Raw genomic sequence first — 19,342 nt, 5'->3', positions numbered from 1 at the left:
AAGTTGGAAGAGCTCTTCTCTTTCCAACCTGCCGCATTCATGCCAGACGAACGGACCAAGGGGCGCGCTTCGCGCCCCTTTTTCTTGTGAGTGCCGTGCGCCGATGACCGCCCTCGCCTTTACCGCCCCCGCCCAGAATGAACCCGCCTTCACTTCGCCGCCGGTAAACGGATCGCCGTCTTGGCTGGCACGCCAACTGCCCTCGGGCTGGCTGATTGCTGCGCTGTTGTTATGGCTCGGGCTGGACCAGCTGCTGCTTTGGCGGTTTCTCGATATCATGCCCGTCTGGGCCTATCCGCTCGGGATGTTGCTGATCGGCGGACTGTGCGTCGCGAATGTGCGCGCCATGCCCGATCACCGAGGGCCAACAGTCGCGACCCTGATTGCCTGCATGGCGGTCGCTCTGATCCTGCTGATGCTCGGCGGCGAAGGGCGCTTTTTTTACGCCAATATCGACTGGCAGGTCCGTCTGGCGGCTTTGAACGATATGCGCATCAACCCCTGGCCCTTCGTCTACACGGCGCGGGCGGAGCCGGATGTGTTGCGCTTCCCGATCGGCATGTTCCTTGTACCGGCGCTGGCGGGCAAAGCCTGGGGCGCAGGTGCCAGCGATATCGCACTGCTGCTCCAGAATGCGGTAATGCTGGCCATGCTGCTGGCGATGGGATCGACGCTGTTCAACAAGCGTCGCGAACGGACGGTGGCATTGACGATACTGGTCGGCTTCAGCGGGCTGGATGCCCTGGGGCGCATCCTGTTCCGCGGCGGACTATCCGACCATATGGAGAATTGGGCCTACCTCCAATATAGCTCGACCATCACTCTGGCCTTCTGGGTGCCGCAACATGCGATGTCAGGCTGGATCGGCGCGACAGGCTATCTGCTATGGCGCGACGGCAAGGCGAGCCTGGCGCAATTTCTGACCCTGTTGCCGCTAACGGCCTTATGGTCGCCCCTGGGGCTGATGGGTGCGATGCCCTTTGCCGCACTGGCGGGTATGCGGGCATTGATCGCGCGGGATATCCGGCCGCGCGACATTGGCCTGCCTGCCCTTGCCCTGTTACTGGCAACGCCGGGTCTCCTTTATCTTGGGGCAGCAAATGATGATGTGGGCGCCCGGCTCAACGCATTGCCCCCGCTGCAATGGGGGCTGTTCGAACTGCTGGAGGTACTGGTCTATGCGATTCCCGTCGCATTGATCGCCCACGCCCGGCGGTTCGGGATGGATACGCTTGTCCTGCTGACATTGTGGCTGCTGGCCATTCCGTTCGTGCAGATCGGCTCCTCGACAGATTTCATGATGCGGGGATCGGTCACGGCGCTGACCATATTGGCGGTCATGCTCGTCGACCTGCTTCTGGTGCCGTCCCGCGCGCGACTTTTCCTGATCGTCGCGCTGGCGGTGGGCGCGCTGACGCCCCTGCATGAAATTCGCCGCGCCGTCAGCCATCCTGCCGCATCGGAGGTACGCTGCAGCTTCTTCATGGCGTGGCGACAGAGTTTCTGGTTCCAGCCGATGGGCACCTATCTGGCTCCGATATCGCACATGCCTGCGCTGGTGCGACCGACCAATCCCCATAGAGCAAGCGCGGCCGAACCAGCGCGTTGCTGGGACGGACAATGGTATCATCCCGATGGCCGTTATGGCCCTCCACATTCAGGCGGTCAGGATGGCGTAGAGCGAAAGGCCAAAGGGCAGGCTCACACGCCCCAACAAGTGCCGCTCGGTCGCGAAGACATGGCGCAGCAGAGTATTCAGTGATGTTGGCGGTGCGGCCTCGGTGGCGGCGCCACGCCCGGGAAGCCGCTGAACCGCACGGGCAAGGACCGCCACGGGGAAGAGCAACGCATTGAAATGCCCCTTCTCATGGACCTGCAAGCCAGCGTCACGTGCAACGGCATGCAAGCTGGCAGCGGTATAGCGACGCTTGTGATGGTGCAGCACGTCATGCTCCGACCAGAGCCAGGGGGCAGCCGGAACGGTCAGCAATATCCTTCCGCCCGGCGCCAGCCGATCGCGCAATGCAGCCAGCGCCTCACGATCCTGCTCGACATGTTCGAGAACATCGAGCAGCACGATAAGATCGTAGCACCGTCCGTCGAAACCGATTGTGTCAGGCAGCCTGCCTGACTCGACCCTGCCGATGCCGCGCGCAGCAGCAATGCGTGCCTTCCTGCGCACTCAGGCTCGCATAGGCTGATCGATCCACCGGACCTCTCCTTCACACGCCTCCGGTGGCGTCACGAGCGGCGTACCACCCTGCTCGTCCGCAATCACATAGAGCGGCCGCTGCCGCACTTCGCTCGCGACACGGCCCAGATATTCGCCGATGATCCCCAGGCTCATCAGATTGAGCCCGCCCAGCCCCAGCACCGCCACCATGATGGAGGCATAGCCCGGTGTATCGACCCCGGTGACCAGCGTATGCACGACCAGAAAAGCCGCATAGGCAAAGGCCAGCAATGCGATCCCGCCACCGATATAGGACCAGATGCGTAGCGGCATGGTGGTCGATGCGGTGATGCCGTCGACGGCCAGCGACCATAGCTTGCCCAGCCGCCATTTGGTGGCGCCCGCTTCCCGGCGGGCGCGGCTATAGTCGACCGTCGCGACGCGAAAGCCGATCCAACTGAACAGCCCCTTGTTGAACCGTGCCTGCTCGCCCAGTTGCTTGACGACATCGACAGCCTGTCGGTCGAGAAGTCGGAAATCGCCGACATTTTCAGGGATGGGATAATCGGACAGGCGATTGAGCAGGCGATAGAAGCTGCGCGCGCTCCAGCGCTTGAACCAGCTGTCGGTCGACCGATCGACCCGCCGGGCATTGACGACCTGCGCGCCGGCCAGCCAATGTCGCACCATCTCCACGATCACCGCCGGCGGATCCTGCAGGTCGACGTCGATCGGGATGACGGCGTCGCCCCGAGCATGATCGATCCCGGCCGCCAAGGCCGCTTCCTTGCCGAAATTGCGGGACAGGGTGATGCAGCGGACATCGCTGTTCAGGCGCGACAGGATCGCCAGCACGTCGGCGGTGCGGTCCGTGCTGCCATCGTCGACGAACAGATATTCAGCCTGCGCGCCCGGCCCGATCAGCGCCAACGCATCGGCAAGCGCAGGACGCGCTGCATCCAGGAACAGCGACAGGCTGTCCTGCTCGTTGAAAACGGGAATGACGATCGACACGGTTCGCATGGCGCGTAGATATCCTGCCAGATACTCATGCTCGCTATCGGCCAGAATGGTTAATAACGGGTAACTGCCAAACAGGACTTACGCTTCGTTTACCCTATTGCGGCATCAGGGCGGTCATGCGCTTCGCTTCCGGCCTTCTTCGTCACCCAATGACCCCATTGACCGCGCTGGGCATCCTGCTGATGCTGCCCTCCTTCCTGTTCGGCCCAGGGGCCAACCATTCCTATCTCTACAATTATATGTGGACCGGCCATTTCGGCGAGCAAATGGCCGCCGGGCAATTGTACGAGCGCTGGCTACCCAACAGCTTCGAAGGCTTGGGCAGCCCCACCTTCTATTTCTATCCACCGCTCGCCTATTGGCTGTCCGGCGGACTGGCGGCGATCGGTCTTCCAGTTCTCCAGGCGATCAATGTCGCTGCACTCCTGCTGTTGATCGCGTCGGGTATGGCGATGCATCGCTGGCTTGCCTCGCGCGGCACGCATCCGCTGCTGGGCGCCGCGCTCTATATGCTGGCGCCCTATCATCTCCATGATTTCTATGTGCGCGGCGCCCTGGCCGAATTTGCCTCCTTCATCTGGCTGCCGCTTATCGCCCTGGGGATTGCGCGCCTGCCCTCGCGCAGCGGCATCGCCCTGCTCGCGCTCAGCTATGGCGCGCTGATCCTGACCCATTTGCCGGTGGCCACACTCACCGGCCCGTTCCTGATCGCGCCGCTGATGCTGCATCGGATATGGCAGGATCGCTCGACGCTGGTCCCCGGACTGATCGCCGGCATTCTCGCCTTTACCCTGGCCGCCTTCTACCTGCTGCCCGCCGCCACGCTACAGGCGCATATGTCGACGGCCCTGTTGTGGACGGGCAAATATCACGCCGCCAACTGGTCGATCTGGCGTGAAGATCTCTTACTATTCCCCTGCATCGCCCTGGGGCTGGGGCTGCTGGCCTGGCCCGCCCGGTCGATCTGGTCGGGAATCGCTATCGTCACCGCCCTCGCGTCGATCAACCTCATCCCGTTCCTCTGGCAGATCGACCTGCTGGACAAGACGCAATTTCCCTGGCGGGCGCTGGGCATCGTCGAATTTACGACCATCACGGCGCTGATGACCTATCGTCCTCGCCCCGTACTGCTAGCGGGTGCCGGCGTGCTGCTGCTGTTCCCTTATCTTGTCAGCGGCATCATTACCTGCGCCAATCTGCGCCTGCCGATCGACTATGCCCGGCTCGACCGGACCGTCCCCGACGCCCCCGAGTATCTTCCGGCCGGTTTCGACATTGCCCGCGTCGATCGCTACGATCGCTCGACCGACCTGCGCCCCTGGCGCGCCCTGCCGCGCGGCGACCGGATTGTCATCACCCGTCCCGGCCCCGTGACCATGGGTCATGCCGCCTTCCCAATCTGGCAGGTGACGCACAACGGTCAGCCTGTGCCTTCCCATGGCCCCCTCATCAGTTTCGATGCGCGGCCGGGCATTTACCGGATCGAACGGGTGCGCCTGTGGCAGGAAAGCGTCGGCACGGCCATCAGCCTCGCCGCTGCGCTGATGCTGGCGCTGCTTCTGTGGCGCCGGCGCATTAGCCATTTGTCAAAGTTTCCAGCTTATTCACCTTCTCCAGCCATGGTGAATCGGCCCATTTTGGGGTGGCTGGCCCGATCGCAGAATACCGGCGGAGAGTTATGAGCGCATTTGGACGGAAAAATGGACCTGCCGGCATCAAGCCGGGTTTCGGCGTCGCCCGACCGATGCACAGCGGCGGCGCAGCGCGCGAGGAGGCCCCGCGCGGCGGCGAGCAGTTCCCGCCGCTCGACCTGTCGGCCCTGCCGGGCGAAATTCCGCTCGATCCGCTGTCGGCGCCGACCAGCCAGATGCAGCGCAATGCGGACGCCATGTCGCGCCTGTCCGAACGCGCCAATGCCGAACATGTCGCCGATGCCGGCCCGCAAGGGTTCGAGGCGTCGGTTCACAAGATCAAGGAACAGGTGCTTCCCCGCCTGCTCGAACGCGTCGATCCCGAAGCGGCCGCGACCCTCACCAAGGATGAACTGGCGGAGGAATTCCGGCCGATCATCATGGAAGTGCTGGCCGAGCTGAAGCTGACGCTCAACCGGCGCGAGCAGTTCGCGCTGGAAAAGGTGCTGGTCGACGAGCTTCTGGGCCTCGGCCCGCTCGAGGAATTGCTAGCCGACCCGGACATCAGCGATATCATGGTCAACGGCCCCGAGCAGACCTATGTCGAAAAGAAGGGCAAGCTCCAGATCGCGCCGATCAAGTTCCGCGATGAAGAACATCTGTTCCAGATCGCCCAGCGCATCGTGAACAAGGTCGGCCGCCGCGTCGACCAGACCACGCCGCTGGCCGACGCCCGCCTGCCCGACGGTTCGCGTGTCAACGTGATCGTGCCGCCGCTCAGCCTCAAGGGCACGGCCATCTCGATCCGTAAATTCTCGGCCAAGCCGATCACCATCGACATGCTCGCCCAATGGGGCGCGATGAACCAGAAGATGGCGACCGCACTCAAGATCGCCGGTGCCTGCCGTTTCAACATCGTCATTTCGGGCGGTACCGGTTCGGGCAAGACTACGATGCTCAACGCGCTGTCGAAGATGATCGATCCGGGCGAGCGCGTGCTGACCATCGAGGACGCGGCCGAACTGCGCCTGCAGCAGCCGCACTGGCTGCCGCTCGAAACCCGCCCGCCCAACCTGGAAGGCCAGGGCGCGATCACCATCGGCGATCTCGTCAAGAACGCCCTGCGTATGCGTCCTGATCGCATCATCCTGGGCGAAATTCGTGGTGCGGAATGTTTCGACCTGCTCGCCGCGATGAACACCGGCCATGACGGATCCATGTGTACGCTGCACAGCAACAGCCCGCGCGAATGCCTGGGCCGTATGGAAAACATGATCCTGATGGGCGACATCAAGATCCCCAAGGAAGCCATTTCCAAGCAGATCGCCGACTCGGTCGACCTGATCGTTCAGGTGAAGCGCCTGCGCGACGGTTCGCGCCGCGTCACCAACGTGACCGAAGTGATCGGCATGGAAGGCGACGTCATCGTCACCCAGGAACTGTTCAAGTTCGAATATCATGACGAGGATGACAGCGGTAAGATCATCGGCGAATATCGCTCGATGGGCCTGCGCCCCTATACGCTCGACAAGGCCCGCATGTTCGGCTTCGACCAGCCCTTCCTCGAAGCCTGTCTCTGACCCTCAGGGAATAAAGGCTTCCACTCCCGCGTAGACGGGGATGTAAATCGTCACATCCTCATCGCGGGAGCAGCCTTTCTTGTCCGTTCGATCCCTTTCGCGCCATGGCCTTGCCGCCATGGCGAGCGCCTTTCTGGGCGATGTCGCGCTGGCGTCAGACGCCTATCCCGACGTGCCCGAACCGATGATCTTCGACATGATGCGGCCGCTGGGCGCCAAACGCGGCGAACTGGAGGTCAATACGCTGGCGACCGTTCCGCTGTCGGGCGATGACGACGCCGTCCATTGGGCACCGGAAATCGAATATGCCTTTGCCGACGGCTTCGCGATCGAGGGTGAACTGCCCTTCGTCAACGGCCGGCTCGCCGAACTGAAGCTAGGCCTTCAGGCGAGCTTCGGCACCACCGGCGGCGGGCGCACTGGCCATGGCGTCCAGTATCTCGGCATCTATGACCGCCGCGCCAAACAATATCGCAGCAGTTTCGCCTATATGGTGGCCCATCGCTACAATAGCCGCTGGAGCAGCGTGACGATGGCAGGGCTTGCCGACGTAAAGCTGTCGGGCGGCCATGGCCGCAACGGCGTGATCCTCAACCACTCAGCCTTCTACGACAGCCGCGAAGGGCAGGTATTGGGGCTGGAGATCAATTATCAGGGCGGCAGCGAGGGCGGCCTGCTGCTGATGCCGCAATTGCACCAGCAACTGGGCGGCAATTTCGCCATGCAGGCGGGCCTTGGCGCGGAACGGCCACGCGGCGATATCTTCCGCCCCACCGCCGGCCTGCGCATCATTCGTCAATTTTAATTGCCCATCGATGGAATAGGCGCGATCCGACAAGCGTAAGCGGGGCATGACGCTGCATTCCCCGCTCTCTTCCCTTCGCGCCCATATTCATGCCGCCCTGCCGGTCGCCACGGCGCCGACATCATCCCGGCCGCTGAAGATCGCGCTGTTTTCGGGCAATTATGATTGCGTGCGCGATGGCGCGAACCGGGCACTCAACCGCCTGGTCCGGCATATGCTGGACGAGCATCAGGCAGAGGTGCGCATCTATTCGCCGACCGCGCCGACGCCAGCCTTCACCTCGGCCGGCGATGTCCGATCGGTGCGCTCGCTCTGCATTCCCGGTCGCCCGGAATATCGGCTCGCGATCGGCCTGACCCGTGCCGCCCGCGCCGATCTGGAGGCGTTCCAGCCTGACATCGTGCATCTGTCCGCACCCGACCTGCTCGGCCGGCAGGCGCTGAACTGGGCGCGGCGCAACGCCGTACCAACCGTCGCCAGCCTGCACACCCGGTTCGAGACCTATCTTGCTTATTATCGCCTCGCCTTCCTGCGCCCGAAGGTCGAGGCCTATCTCGATCGCTTCTATGGCGACTGCGACCGCATCCTCGCCCCAACCCCGCCGATCGCCGCGGACCTCGCCGCAATCCATGGCGCCGAACGCATTGCCCTCTGGAGCCGGGGCGTCGATCGATCCGTCTTTCATCCGGCGATGCGAGATGAAAGCCTGCGCGCCCAGCTTGGCTATGCGCCCGACGATGTCGTACCGCTCTTCTTCGGCCGGCTTGTCCGGGAAAAGGGGCTCGACATCTTTGCCGACGCCATCATCGCGGCGCGCGCCAACGGCCTGTCGCTGCGCCCGCTGATCCTGGGCGATGGCCCAGCGCGCGATGCGCTTGCCCGCCATCTGCCCAATGCCAGCTTCGCCGGCCATGTCGAAGGGGCACGTCTCGGCGCGCTGGTCGCCAGCGCCGACATATTGGTCAATCCCAGCGTCACGGAAGCATTCGGCAACGTCAATCTGGAGGCGATGGCCAGCGGCCTTGCCGTCCTGTCGGCCGACGTCCCCAGCGCATCCGCCCTGATCGATAATCGCGTCAACGGACTGCTGGTGCCGCCGGGCGACGTTGGCGCCTATGCCCGCGGCCTGGCTTCCCTCGTCCGCGACACCGGCCTAAGGCGACGGCTCGGCCGCGCGGCGGAGGCGACGACGGGCGACTATCGCTGGGACCATGTCCTGGATTCGGTGGCGCGCGTCTATCGCGAACTGGCAGGCGCCCCAATGGAATGATGTGGATGACGGGCAAGCGAACGGACATGGAAATGGAGGCCGACCTGCGCGCCATGCGCCGCTATGCCCGCGCCCTGTCGCGCGACCATGTCGTCGCCGACGATGTCGTGCAGGACGCCGTGATGCGCGCGATCGAACGGCGCGACCAGTTTCAGCCCGATCGCAGCCGCCGCCGCTGGCTGCTGGCCATCGTCCACAATGTGTTCATCTCGGCGAAGCGGCGCGAGGCGGCGGAAACGCGTCGCAATATGGCCTTTGCCCAGATCCAGGTCGATCATGCCGATCCCGACCAGGAGGTGCGCGCCGACCTGATGCAGGTCGCCCGCGCCTTTGCCGACCTGCCCGACCATCAGCGCGCTGTCATGCACCTGACCGTGGTCGAAGGGCTGAGCTATCAGGAAAGCGCCGACCTTCTGGGCATAGCGGTCGGCACGGTGATGTCGCGCCTTGCCCGTGCGCGGGCGACATTGCGACAGGACAGGGACAGGCAGCCGCGCGATCGGCTGCGCATCGTGGGAGGACAGGATGAGTGAGGATCCTTCGGAGATCGAACTGATGGCCTATGTCGACGGCCAGCTCGATCCCAGCCGACGCTTTGCGGTGGAAACCCGCCTGTCGCGCCGACCCGACCTCGCCGCGCAGGTCATGGGCGACCTCAGCACCCGGACCGGACTGCGCCTGTTGGCGCAGGACCGCGCGCCCCTGCCCGAAGCCATGGCGGCACAGGCGAGCGCGCTCCACCCGCCGGCCGCGCGCCATCGTCGCTTTGCGATCGGCGCCGGCGGCGGCCTCGGCCTGCTGGCGGGAAGCTTCGTTGCCTTTCTCATGGTGCGTGACGGGCCGCCCGCCTATGTGGTCGATGCCGCAACCTCCCACCGCGTCGCCATGATCCGCGCCCGGATGCAGGGGCAGATCGAATCACCCAGCTTCGACCCGCGCGAGATATTGGCCAGCACCCATATCGACATTCCCGGCCTGCCCGCCGACTGGCGCGTGACCGATGTCCAGCTCTTCCCCGGTGAACGCACGCCCGCGCTGCTGATCGCGCTGCGCACGCCCGAAGGGCGCGACCTGTCCATCTATGCCATGCACCAGCGCACCGACGCCCCAGAACGGCCGGATTCGGTGCGCGAGGGCGCCCAGTCGGTGGCCTATTGGCGGCGCGGCGACATGTCCTACGCGCTGACCGGCGAGGATGAACCGGCCGCGATCGACGCCACGGCGGAGTCGATCGCGGGCAGCTGGTCCTGACCAACCGGTCCATAAGCACCGGATTTCCTTGCCAGTGGGATGCGGGCACGGCACACCCTGCGCTCCAGATCCGTTGAGAGGTTGCCCATGTCCGCTTTTCCCCGCCGATCGATCGCGCTTGCCGCTGCCCTTGCCCTCCTGCCGCTGGGCGCGGCCGTCGCCCAGCATGCCGGCCATGGCGCCGATCCGGTGGCAGCCGCCATCGGCGCGTCCAGCCGCACCCCGGCCAATGTCGCCCGCGACAAATATCGCCACCCGCAGGAAACGCTCGCCTTCTTTGGCGTGACGCCGACCCAGACGGTGGTGGAATGGGCGCCCAGCGGCGGCTGGTACACGGAAATCCTGGCGCCGCTGCTGCGCGACAAGGGCAGCTTCTACGCGCTCCAGCCGACCGGCCGCTATCTTGACGGCTACAAGAAGTTCCTGGCCGAAAAGCCGCAGGCCTATGACAAGGTGAAGCTGGTCGCCTATCCCGAGGAAGCCGCCAGCATCCCGGCCAACAGCGTCGACACCGTGCTGACCTTCCGCAATGTCCACAACATGGTCATGGGCGGCAGCGAGGATGCGACCTTCAAGGCCTTTTTCGCCATGCTCAAGCCCGGCGGCACGCTGGGCATCGTCGACCATCGCCTGCCCGAAGATCGCGACACGGCGCTGGAAAAGAGCAGCGGCTATCTCAAGGTCTCGACCATCCGCCGCATCGCGGAAGGCGCGGGCTTCGAATATGTCGGCGCATCGGAAGTGAACGCCAATCCCAAGGACACGGCCAACTGGGAAAAGGGCGTCTGGACCCTGCCGCCCACGCTGCGTAACGGCGAAGTTGACAGGGCGAAGTATGTTGCGATCGGCGAAAGCGACCGCATGACGCTGAAATTCCGCAAGCCGCTCAAGTAAGAAACCCGGTTCAGCCCGGTTGCGCCATCGCGTAACCGGGTTAAGGAAGCGGCGTGTCCAGCGCCGCCGCCCCGTCTCGCCCGCATCGCCCGCTCTTCGCCATCGGCCTGCGCCTGGTCGCGGTCATCTGTCTGGCGGTGATGTTCGTGACCGGCCGGGTCGCCGACGCCCATGGCGTCCATCTGGTCGAAACCCTCTTCTACCGTCAGGCGCTTGCCTTGCCCGTGGTCTTCGCCTGGCTGGCGATGAGCAGCGGCATCGGCGCCATCCGCACCCGCCGGATCAGTGTCCATGCAACCCGCATGGTCATCGGCCTCACCGGCATGGCGCTCAATTTCCTGTCCTACATCCTGTTGCCGCCGGCGGAAGCGACGACGATCGGCTTCACCATGCCGATCTTCGGCACGATCCTGTCGGCGCTGATCCTGCGCGAACCGACCGGCATCCATCGCTGGGCTGCGGTCCTGATCGGCTTTCTGGGCGTCCTCATCATGGTCCGGCCCGAAGGCGGCCATTTCCCGCCGATGGGCGTTGCCGTTGCCATCACCGCCGCGCTGGTGACGGCCAGCGTCAGCCTGGTGCTGCGGGAACTGGGCCGCACCGAGAGCGCGGGGGTCGTCGTCTTCTGGTTTACTGCCCTGTCAGTCCCACCGCTCGGCATCGGCATGCTCTTCTATGGCCAGCCGCATGACGCGCAGACCTGGGGCCTGTTGCTGATGATCGGCCTGTTCGGCGGCATCGCGCAACTCTGCCTCACCGCCGCGCTGCGCTGGGCGCCGGTGTCGGTGGTTCTGCCGATGGATTATAGCTCGATCCTGTGGACCACCCTGCTGGGCTGGGCGATCTGGGGCGACTGGCCGATGTGGACCACCTGGGTCGGCGCCGCACTGATCATCGCCAGCGGTCTCTATATCGCCTGGCGTGAACATCGCCACGCCAGGCGTATCGCGACTGGTTAGGCCAGCAGTTCCGCGTCCAGGCTGATGTCAGCCTTCAACAGTTTCGATACCGGGCACCCGGCCTTCGCCTTCGCCGCCAGTTCCTGGAAGGTCGCGTCGTCGGCGCCGGGGATCTTCGCCTTCAGCGTCAACTTGCTCGCGGTGATGGCAAAGCCGCCCTCCTGCTGCTCCAGCGTGACGACCGCGCTCGTCTCCATCTTCTCTGCCGTCAGCCCGGCTTCACCCAGGATCAGCGACAGCGCCATGGTGAAGCAGGAGGCATGGGCCGCCGCGATCAGTTCTTCCGGATTGCTGCCCGGCACGCCCTCGAACCGGGTGGCGAAGCCATAGGGATAGGCGTCGAGCGCGCCGCTCTGGGTCGAGATCGTGCCCTTGCCGTCCTTCAGGCCGCCACTCCAGGCCGCCGAACCGCTGCGATTGATCTTCATGCCGATGCTCCTTGCTGTGAAGCGGAGGAACCCCAGCGGTTCCCCATGGTTGCATCAGAATAGAATGTTTTTGCAGGAGAGTGACAATGGCCGAGATGATGAGCGCGCATCGCCATGACCTGATCGCGTCCGACCGGGTCGAGGGCACCGCCGTCTACAACCGCCAGGGCGACAGGCTTGGCAAGATATCCCATTTCATGGTCGACAAGCGCAGCGGCCATGTGCGCTATGCGCTGCTGTCCTTCGGCGGCTTCCTGGGCATGGGCAACGAACATTATCCCCTGCCCTGGTCGATGCTGGCTTATGATACGGACAAGGGCGGCTATGTGATCGAACTGGCCAAGGATGTGCTGGAACAAGCGCCCCATTATCTGGACGAGGACCGGCCGGCCTTCGACGATGCCTATGGCCGCAACGTCTACCAATATTATGGGCTGATCTACCCCTGGTAGCTTTTCCCTGCCCGTTCAGGGGCTTGATGCGGGCGCGCGGCCATGGGGTCGACGCGCCCGTTTACCTGCCATTCAGGTTGCCCAGATTCTGACACATTTCAGCGCTCGCCCATTGTCTACCAGATGAATAGTATTATTTTGGGAGGCTCAGAATATAGGACGAGGATAAGGATAATGGAGCGATTCGGACATTCGGGTGACGCGCGCCAGCCGGTCGTGCTGACCATCCCCGGCCTCAACAACAGCGGCCCGGATCATTGGCAGACATTGTGGGACAGCGGACGCGGCGATTGCCAGCGCGTCGATCTGGGCAGCTGGGCCAGCCCCAATCGCAATGCCTGGGTCACGCGGCTCGACGCTGCCATTCGTCAGGCTGATGGGCCGGTCATCCTGGCGGCGCACAGCCTGGGCTGCCTGGCCGTCGCCTGGTGGGGCGCCCTGCAAAGCCAGGCCTATGGCTGGCCGGTGACCGGCGCGCTGCTGGTCGCGCCGCCCGATTGCGACCGGATGGAAACGCCCGAGACGATCGGCGGATTCGGCCCGACACCGCGCACGCCCCTGCCCTTCCCGTCGATTCTCGTCGCCAGTCGGAACGACCCCTATATCTTCTTCGAACGCGCCCACAGCATCGGCAAGAATTGGGGTAGCCAGTTCGTCGATGCCGGCCATAGCGGCCATATCAACGCGGATTCGGGGCTGGGCGCCTGGGGCTTTGGCCAGGCGCTGCTGGAACGGCTGATCGACAATGCGCAGGAACAGGCGTCCGCCGTGCGCCAGATGCGCCCGGCCATGCCGATGGCGCGGCTCGATCGCCCGTCCGACGGGCTGCGCATGACCAGCTGATATCGGCCCCAGACATCGCCGGGGCGCGACAAGAGAATCTTGCGCGCCCCTTATATTTGCTTTTTTGTCTACTAATGCAGTTGAGTTAAAACGCGGCCAGAGGGATGAACATGACCGAACATAGAACCATCGAACTTCGCCACAGCCGCGCCGAAGGCCAGCGCCCCGACATCATCGCCAGCATCGACAAGGTGCGCGACGTGCTGGAAGGGCTGCGCTTCGGCTCCATCACATTGACCGTCCACGACGCCCGCGTCGTGCAGATCGACGTCACCGAAAAGACGCGCCTGACCGCCTGACCCATCAAGGGAGGGCAAGCGCATAGATCAGGGCATGTCGGGGATGGCATGCCGATGCGGCACTGGGGACGCCGCATCACCAGAAACGACCCCAGCACGGCTTTGACCGGACCACCGGAAACGCCGCGATCAAAACTCACCGAACCTCCGGAACCAAGGGGAAGAACATGATTGCGCGTTTTCTGTTGCTCGCCAGCGTGGCGAGCGCGTCATTTGTCACGCCTGCCGCCTTTGCGGCCGAAGCCGCCCAACCCGCTGCCGCCGATGACCAGCAGGCCAGCAGCCCGCGCGGCGACGTGATCGTCGTCACCGCCCGCCGCCGTCAGGAAACCGCGCAGGAAGTGCCCCTGGCCATTTCCGTGGTGAAGGGCGACAGCATCGAGGCGACCGGCAATTTCAACATCGTGAAGCTGCAGCAGCTCGCACCGACGCTGCAGGTCTACACCACCAATCCACGCAACACCTCGGTCAACATCCGCGGCCTTGGCGTGCCGTTCGGCCTCACCAGCGACGGCTTCGAACAGGGCGTCGGCATCTATGTCGACGATGTCTATAACAGCCGCGTCGCTGCCGCGACCTTCGACTTCCTCGACGTCAACCAGGTGGAAGTGCTGCGCGGTCCGCAGGGCACGCTCTATGGCAAGAACACCACGGCGGGCGCGATCAACATCACGACCAACCAGCCGACCTTCGACTTCGAGGGGCGCGCCGAACTGACGGTCGGCAACCTCAATTACAAGCAGGCGAAGGCCGCCATTTCCGGCCCGCTGACGGACACGATCGCCGCCCGCATCGCCGTCGCCGCCACCAGCCGCCGCGGCACGCTCTACAATGTGACCAGCCAGCGCTGGATCAACGAGCAGGATAATCTGGGCATTCGCGGCCAGTTGCTGTTCCAGCCGACCGAGGATTTCAGCCTCACCTTGTCGGGCGACTATAGCAAGCAGGATCCCGAATGCTGCGGCACCACCTTCGTGCGCGTCGGCAAGACCCAGCGTCCGCTCAATCGCCAATATGATGCGCTCGCCGCTGCGCAGGGCTATGTCGTGCCCAGCCGCAACCCCTATGACCGGCTGACGGACCTCGATTCCAACCTCAATGCCGGCAACAAGATCGGCGGCGTGTCGGCCAAGATCAAATGGGATGTCGGCCCCGGCACGCTGACCTCGGTCACCGCCTGGCGCTTCTGGGACTGGAAGCCGGAAAATGACCGCGACTTCACCGGCCTGTCGATCGTCTCCAAGTCGCAGAACCCCTCGCAGCAGGACCAGTATAGCCAGGAATTCCGCTATAATTACGAAAGCAAGGACATCGACTTCGTCGTCGGCCTGTTCGGCTTCAAGCAGCGGATCGACACCCAGGGCACCGAACAGCAGGGCGAAGATGCGGCCCAGTGGAGCCTTGCCCCCTCGACCGACCCGACCAATCCCGCCAACATTCCGGCCACTCTGGCGGGCCTGACCGCCAGCAACACGCAATGGCTCAAGGCCGACAGCGCCGCCCTGTTCGGGCAGCTCAGCTGGAAGGTCACGGACGCCCTGACCATCCAGCCCGGCGTACGCCTGAACTATGACAAGAAGTCCGGTTTCTACCAGCGTGTCGTCACCAACGCGCAGGGCCAGGCCATCAGTTGCACCACGGTTGCGGAGCCCGGCACCATCAAGGGGACGACGCAGCAGTGCGGCGTTTACCAGCCGCAGGTCAGTTCCCCGTCCGACAGCGCCTGGAACTTCACCTACGACTTCAACGTCAATTACAAGATCGCGCCGGACGTGCTGGCCTATGCGACCTATGCGAAGAGCTTCAAGACGCTGGGCATCAACCAGAATGGCCTGCCGCTCAACGCCGACAACACCGTCAATTACGACGCCAGCACGGTGAAGCCGGAATCGGTCAATCATTATGAGATCGGCCTCAAGACCCAGTTCCTGGATCGCCGGGCGACCTTCAACCTCACCGCCTTCCGCACCGACATCAAGAATTTCCAGGCAACCGTGAATGGCGGCCAGTTCGGCACGGTGCGCGGCTATCTCGCCAATGCCGGTAAGGTGCGCTCGCAGGGGATCGAGGCGGATTTCAAGATCGTCGCCAGCGACCGCTTCACCGCCTATGCCAATGGCGCCTTCACCGACGCCAAATACAAGAAGTTCGTCGACGCCCCCTGCCCGCCCGAATTGTCCGGCGGCACCTATCAGCCGTCGGGCGCCACCCCGGATTATTCGCAGCCCGGCGTTCCCGGCGCGCTCAGCCCGCGCCAGTGCGACATTTCGGGGCAGAACCTGCCCGGCGTGTCGAAATGGGCCTTCTCCTACGGCGCGGAATATAACATTCCGGTCACGCTGCTGGCGAAGGACGGGCAGCTCTATCTGGGGGTCGACGGCAATTACCGTTCGCACTGGAACAGCAATGCCTCGCCGTCGATCTACACCGAAGTGAAGGGCTATGCCCTCACCAACGTCCGTGCCGGCTTCCGCGGCGAAGGCTTCGATGTGTTCGGCTGGGTGCGCAACGCTTTCGACGTCAACTATATCGAAAATCTTCAGGTCGCGCCGGGCAATACCGGCCTGATCGCCGGCCAGGTCGGCGATCCGCAGACCTGGGGCGGCACGATCAAATTCTCCTTCTGATCCGACCGGACACGGACAGGACGGCCGGCCGGCGCGCGCATCATGCCGCGCCGGCCAGTCCGCCATTTGCACGCCGCCCCGCGCTGGGCTAGACCGCGCCCCATGTCCACGACCTTCACGCTCGACACCGCGACCAGCCGCGCCAATCCCACGCCCGCGCCGATGAAGCGGCTGACCGTGCCCCAGATCCAGCGCCGCAAGTTCGAGGGCAAGACCGACGAGCCGCTGGTGATGCTGACCGCCTATACCGCGCGTCAGGCGCAACTGCTCGATCCGCATTGCGACATGCTGCTGGTCGGCGATTCGCTGGCGCAGGTCATCTATGGCCTGCCCTCCACCCTGCCGGTCACGCTCGACATGATGATCGCCCATGGCGCCGCCGTGGTGCGCGGCAGCTATCACAGCGTCGTGCTGGTCGACATGCCCTTCGGCTCCTATGAGGCATCGCCGCAGCAGGCCTTTGCCAGCGCCAGCCGCGTCATGGCCGAAACCGGCTGCGCCGGCGTCAAGCTGGAAGGCGGCGAGGCGATGGCGGAAACGATCCGCTTCCTCACCCAGCGCGGCATTCCGGTGATGGCCCATATCGGCCTGACGCCGCAGGCGGTGAATGCGCTGGGCGGCTATGGCGCGCGCGGCAAGAGCCAGGAGGAACATGCCAAGATATTGGGCGACGCCAAGGCCGTGGCCGCCGCCGGCGCCTTTGGCATGGTGGTCGAAGGGGTGATGGAGGAACTGGCCGACATCATCACCACCAGCGTCGACATACCCGTGATCGGCATCGGCGCATCGGCCCGTTGCGATGGCCAGGTGCTGGTGGCGGAGGACATGCTGGGCATGTTCGAACGCACCGCGCGCTTCGTGAAACGCTACGCCAACCTTGCCGAAACGATCAGCCAGGCGGCAGAAAGCTATGCCGCGGAGGTGCGCAATCGCAGCTTTCCGGGCGATGATCAGGTCTATCGGCCGAAAAAGTGATTTGCGAGTCTCTGCCACGCCGCTAATGATCCCGCCTTCCGGCTGCCCCTAATGACCATTTTTCGGAGATTCCCGTGGCCCTGACGCCGCAAAACAGCGAAGCCTTCATGCGGGAGGTCGATGACGCCGTCCGCCAGGACCAGCTCCTGACCTTCTGGCAGCGTTATGGCCGCGCCCTGGCCGTCCTGCTGATCGTCGGCCTCGCCGCCTTTGGCGGCTGGCTCTACTGGCAGCATTACAGCAAGACCCAGTCGGAAGCCGTGTCCGAACAGATGGACAAGATGCTGGCGACTGCGGTCGGCGGCGGCACGCCCGATGCCAAGGATGTCGATGCGCTGGCGAAGGCCAGCCAGCCCGGCTATCGCGCCTCCGCCCTGCTGGTGAAGGCCGGCCTCGCCGCGCGCAAGGGCGACAACAAGGCCGCGATCGAAGCCTACAAGGCTTTGGCGGCGGACAGCTCGCTCGACCAGCCCTATCGCGACCTGGCCCTGATCCGTCAGACCACGATCGAATTCGATGCGCTCAAGCCGCAGCAGGTGGTCGATCGCCTCAAGCCCCTTGCCGTCGAGGGCGCGCCCTGGTTCGGCAGCGCCGGCGAATTGGTTGCCATCGCCTATATGAAGATGCGCAAGCCCGAACTGGCCGGCCCGATGTTCGCGGCCATGGCCAAGGATGAGAATGTGCCCCAGTCGATCCGTTCACGTGCGCGACAGATGGCGGGGCTATTGGGAATTGATGCGGTCGAAACGCCCGCCGAACCGGTACAGGGATAAGCAAGCGCATGGCTAAGCACAGCATCACGAAATTCGGCTCGATGGGCCGTACCCTGACCACCGTCGCCCTGGTTGCGATGCTGGCGGGCTGCGGCGTGGTCGGCGGCAAGAAGGGCGGCCCCAAGACCCCGGTGGTCGGCAACCGCACCTCAATCCTGTCGAACGAACAGGGGATCGAGGTCGATCCGACCCTGGCCGACGTGCCCGTCACCCTGCCCGAATCCTACGCCAATGACCAATGGTCGCAGCCGGGCGGCGATCCGTCCAAGGCGATGGGCCATCTGGCGCTGGGCGCATCGCCGCAGCAGGCCTGGACCGCATCGATCGAAGGCAGCACGCCCCAGGCGCGTCTGGCCTCCGCGCCCGTCGTGTCCGGCGGCAAGCTGTTCGTGATCGACGCCGGCGCCCATGTCATCGCGATGGATGCCAACACCGGCCAGAAGCTGTGGCAGACCAGCCTTCCGGCCGAGGGCAATGGTCGCGCCCTGTTCGGCGGCGGCGTCAGCGTCCTGGGCGACAAGCTGTTCGCCAGCACCGGCGTGGGCGACGTCGTGTCGATGAATGTCGCCGATGGTTCGATCGGATGGAAGGTCCATCCCGGCGGCCCGCTGCGCGGCGCCCCGACGCTGGAAAATGGCCATGTCTATGTGATGGGCCAGGACAACCAGATCTTCGCCCTCAACCAGAGCGACGGCGCCACCCAGTGGACCGACAGCGGCACGCTGCAGGTGACCGGCATTTTCGGCGTGGCCGCTCCGGCCGCTGCGCAGGGCACGGTGATCGCGGGCTATAGCTCGGGCGAAATCAACGCCTATCGCTATGAAAATGGCCGCACCCTGTGGGGTGATGCGCTGTCGCGCACCAGCATCTCCACCGCCGTCGCCTCGCTGACCGACATCGACGCCGATCCGGTGATCGACCGCGGCCGCGTCTTCGCGATCGGCCAGGGCGGCCGCATGGCCTCCTATGAACTCACCAGCGGCCAGCGCCTGTGGGAGATCAACATCGCCGGCATCTCCACCCCCTGGATCGCAGGTGAGTGGGTGTTTGCCGTCACCAGCGATGCCAAGCTGCTCTGCGTCGCCCGCGCGACCGGCAAGATCCGCTGGATCAGCCAGCTGCGCCGCTGGCAGAAGGAAAAGAAGAAGGACAAGGCGATCCGCTGGACCGGCCCGGTCCTTGCCGGTGGCCGCCTGATTCTGGTATCGACCCATGGTGATCTGAACTATGTCGATCCGGCGACCGGCACCATCCAGCAGGCAGTGGACATGAACAAGTCCATGTCGCTCTCGCCGGTGGTCGCCAACAACATGCTCTACATCCTTGCCGATGACGGCAAGCTGACGGCGCTGCGTTAAG

At 64.5% G+C, this 19,342-nt stretch carries 19 protein-coding genes; 16 read left to right on the top strand and 3 right to left on the bottom strand.

Going from position 1 to position 19,342, the window contains the following annotated elements:
• The first annotated feature begins 103 nt into the window (after positions 1-103).
• On the top strand, positions 104-1,762 hold the full coding sequence (locus E5554_RS08800; RefSeq protein WP_247594414.1) for a hypothetical protein: 1,659 nt from the start codon (positions 104-106) through the stop codon (positions 1,760-1,762).
• Here E5554_RS08800 and E5554_RS08795 read toward each other — a convergent pair.
• Positions 1,658-2,182: a methyltransferase domain-containing protein gene (locus E5554_RS08795; protein ID WP_136186568.1), complete on the bottom strand. Its 525-nt coding sequence runs from the start codon at positions 2,180-2,182 to the stop codon at positions 1,658-1,660. The genes E5554_RS08800 and E5554_RS08795 overlap by 105 nt on opposite strands.
• Complete coding sequence (locus tag E5554_RS08790) at positions 2,183-3,196, bottom strand: glycosyltransferase family 2 protein (protein ID WP_136186567.1); 1,014 nt, start codon at positions 3,194-3,196, stop codon at positions 2,183-2,185.
• A gap of 149 nt (positions 3,197-3,345) precedes the next feature.
• Between E5554_RS08790 and E5554_RS08785 the strand changes: the two genes are divergently transcribed.
• From E5554_RS08785 to E5554_RS08750, 8 genes are all read left to right on the top strand, one after another.
• A complete protein-coding gene (locus E5554_RS08785; protein WP_247594413.1) occupies positions 3,346-4,878 on the top strand; it encodes a 6-pyruvoyl-tetrahydropterin synthase-related protein in 1,533 nt (510 codons plus the stop codon).
• Positions 4,875-6,407, top strand: a complete 1,533-nt coding sequence (locus E5554_RS08780; RefSeq protein ID WP_136186565.1) for a CpaF family protein — start codon at positions 4,875-4,877, stop codon at positions 6,405-6,407. The genes E5554_RS08785 and E5554_RS08780 overlap by 4 nt, the downstream gene beginning before the upstream one ends.
• 79 nt (positions 6,408-6,486) lie before the next feature.
• Positions 6,487-7,212: a hypothetical protein gene (locus E5554_RS08775; RefSeq protein WP_247594412.1), complete on the top strand. Its 726-nt coding sequence runs from the start codon at positions 6,487-6,489 to the stop codon at positions 7,210-7,212.
• Positions 7,213-7,258: 46 nt separating this feature from the next.
• Positions 7,259-8,482, top strand: a complete 1,224-nt coding sequence (locus tag E5554_RS08770; protein WP_136186564.1) for a glycosyltransferase family 1 protein — start codon at positions 7,259-7,261, stop codon at positions 8,480-8,482.
• A 5-nt stretch (positions 8,483-8,487) separates the two neighbouring features.
• Entirely contained in the window at positions 8,488-9,015 is a 528-nt protein-coding gene (locus E5554_RS08765; protein WP_037516480.1) for a sigma-70 family RNA polymerase sigma factor, read from the top strand.
• Positions 9,008-9,733 carry an anti-sigma factor gene (locus tag E5554_RS08760; protein WP_136186563.1) on the top strand — a complete coding sequence of 242 codons (726 nt, stop codon included), beginning with the start codon at positions 9,008-9,010 and terminating at the stop codon, positions 9,731-9,733. Before E5554_RS08765 ends, E5554_RS08760 begins: the two co-directional genes overlap by 8 nt.
• Positions 9,734-9,820: 87 nt before the next feature.
• Positions 9,821-10,627 carry a class I SAM-dependent methyltransferase gene (locus tag E5554_RS08755; RefSeq protein ID WP_136186562.1) on the top strand — a complete coding sequence of 269 codons (807 nt, stop codon included), beginning with the start codon at positions 9,821-9,823 and terminating at the stop codon, positions 10,625-10,627.
• 53 nt (positions 10,628-10,680) lie between these two features.
• Positions 10,681-11,586, top strand: coding sequence for a DMT family transporter (locus tag E5554_RS08750; protein ID WP_136186561.1), 906 nt, complete (start codon positions 10,681-10,683; stop codon positions 11,584-11,586).
• Here the strand turns inward: E5554_RS08750 and E5554_RS08745 are convergent.
• On the bottom strand, positions 11,583-12,014 hold the full coding sequence (locus E5554_RS08745) for an OsmC family protein (protein ID WP_010338567.1): 432 nt from the start codon (positions 12,012-12,014) through the stop codon (positions 11,583-11,585). The genes E5554_RS08750 and E5554_RS08745 overlap by 4 nt on opposite strands.
• Before the next feature lie 86 nt (positions 12,015-12,100).
• Between E5554_RS08745 and E5554_RS08740 the strand changes: the two genes are divergently transcribed.
• The 7 genes from E5554_RS08740 to E5554_RS08710 all read left to right on the top strand — a co-directional run bounded on the left by E5554_RS08740 (position 12,101) and on the right by E5554_RS08710 (position 19,341).
• A complete protein-coding gene (locus tag E5554_RS08740; RefSeq protein WP_136186560.1) occupies positions 12,101-12,466 on the top strand; it encodes a PRC-barrel domain-containing protein in 366 nt (121 codons plus the stop codon).
• A 174-nt stretch (positions 12,467-12,640) separates the two neighbouring features.
• Positions 12,641-13,309, top strand: a complete 669-nt coding sequence (locus E5554_RS08735) for an alpha/beta hydrolase (protein WP_010338566.1) — start codon at positions 12,641-12,643, stop codon at positions 13,307-13,309.
• A gap of 110 nt (positions 13,310-13,419) precedes the next feature.
• Positions 13,420-13,608, top strand: coding sequence for a YezD family protein (locus tag E5554_RS08730; RefSeq protein WP_004210739.1), 189 nt, complete (start codon positions 13,420-13,422; stop codon positions 13,606-13,608).
• A 167-nt stretch (positions 13,609-13,775) separates the two neighbouring features.
• On the top strand, positions 13,776-16,235 hold the full coding sequence (locus E5554_RS08725) for a TonB-dependent receptor (RefSeq protein WP_122927856.1): 2,460 nt from the start codon (positions 13,776-13,778) through the stop codon (positions 16,233-16,235).
• 102 nt (positions 16,236-16,337) lie between these two features.
• On the top strand, positions 16,338-17,210 hold the full coding sequence (gene panB / locus E5554_RS08720; RefSeq protein WP_004210735.1) for a 3-methyl-2-oxobutanoate hydroxymethyltransferase: 873 nt from the start codon (positions 16,338-16,340) through the stop codon (positions 17,208-17,210).
• A 74-nt stretch (positions 17,211-17,284) separates the two neighbouring features.
• Positions 17,285-17,983, top strand: a complete 699-nt coding sequence (locus E5554_RS08715) for a tetratricopeptide repeat protein (RefSeq protein ID WP_037516363.1) — start codon at positions 17,285-17,287, stop codon at positions 17,981-17,983.
• 8 nt (positions 17,984-17,991) lie between these two features.
• The gene (locus E5554_RS08710; RefSeq protein ID WP_210729811.1) at positions 17,992-19,341 is read left to right on the top strand and encodes a PQQ-binding-like beta-propeller repeat protein; all 1,350 of its coding nucleotides are present in this window, start codon (positions 17,992-17,994) and stop codon (positions 19,339-19,341) included.
• Position 19,342 lies beyond the last annotated feature (1 nt).

Origin of the sequence: Sphingobium sp. PAMC28499 (assembly GCF_004795815.1) — a bacterium.
Taxonomy (GTDB): Bacteria; Pseudomonadota; Alphaproteobacteria; order Sphingomonadales; family Sphingomonadaceae; genus Sphingobium; species Sphingobium yanoikuyae.
Note: the sequence above shows the minus strand (reverse complement) of the source record. Positions and strands in the feature narration are given on the sequence as shown.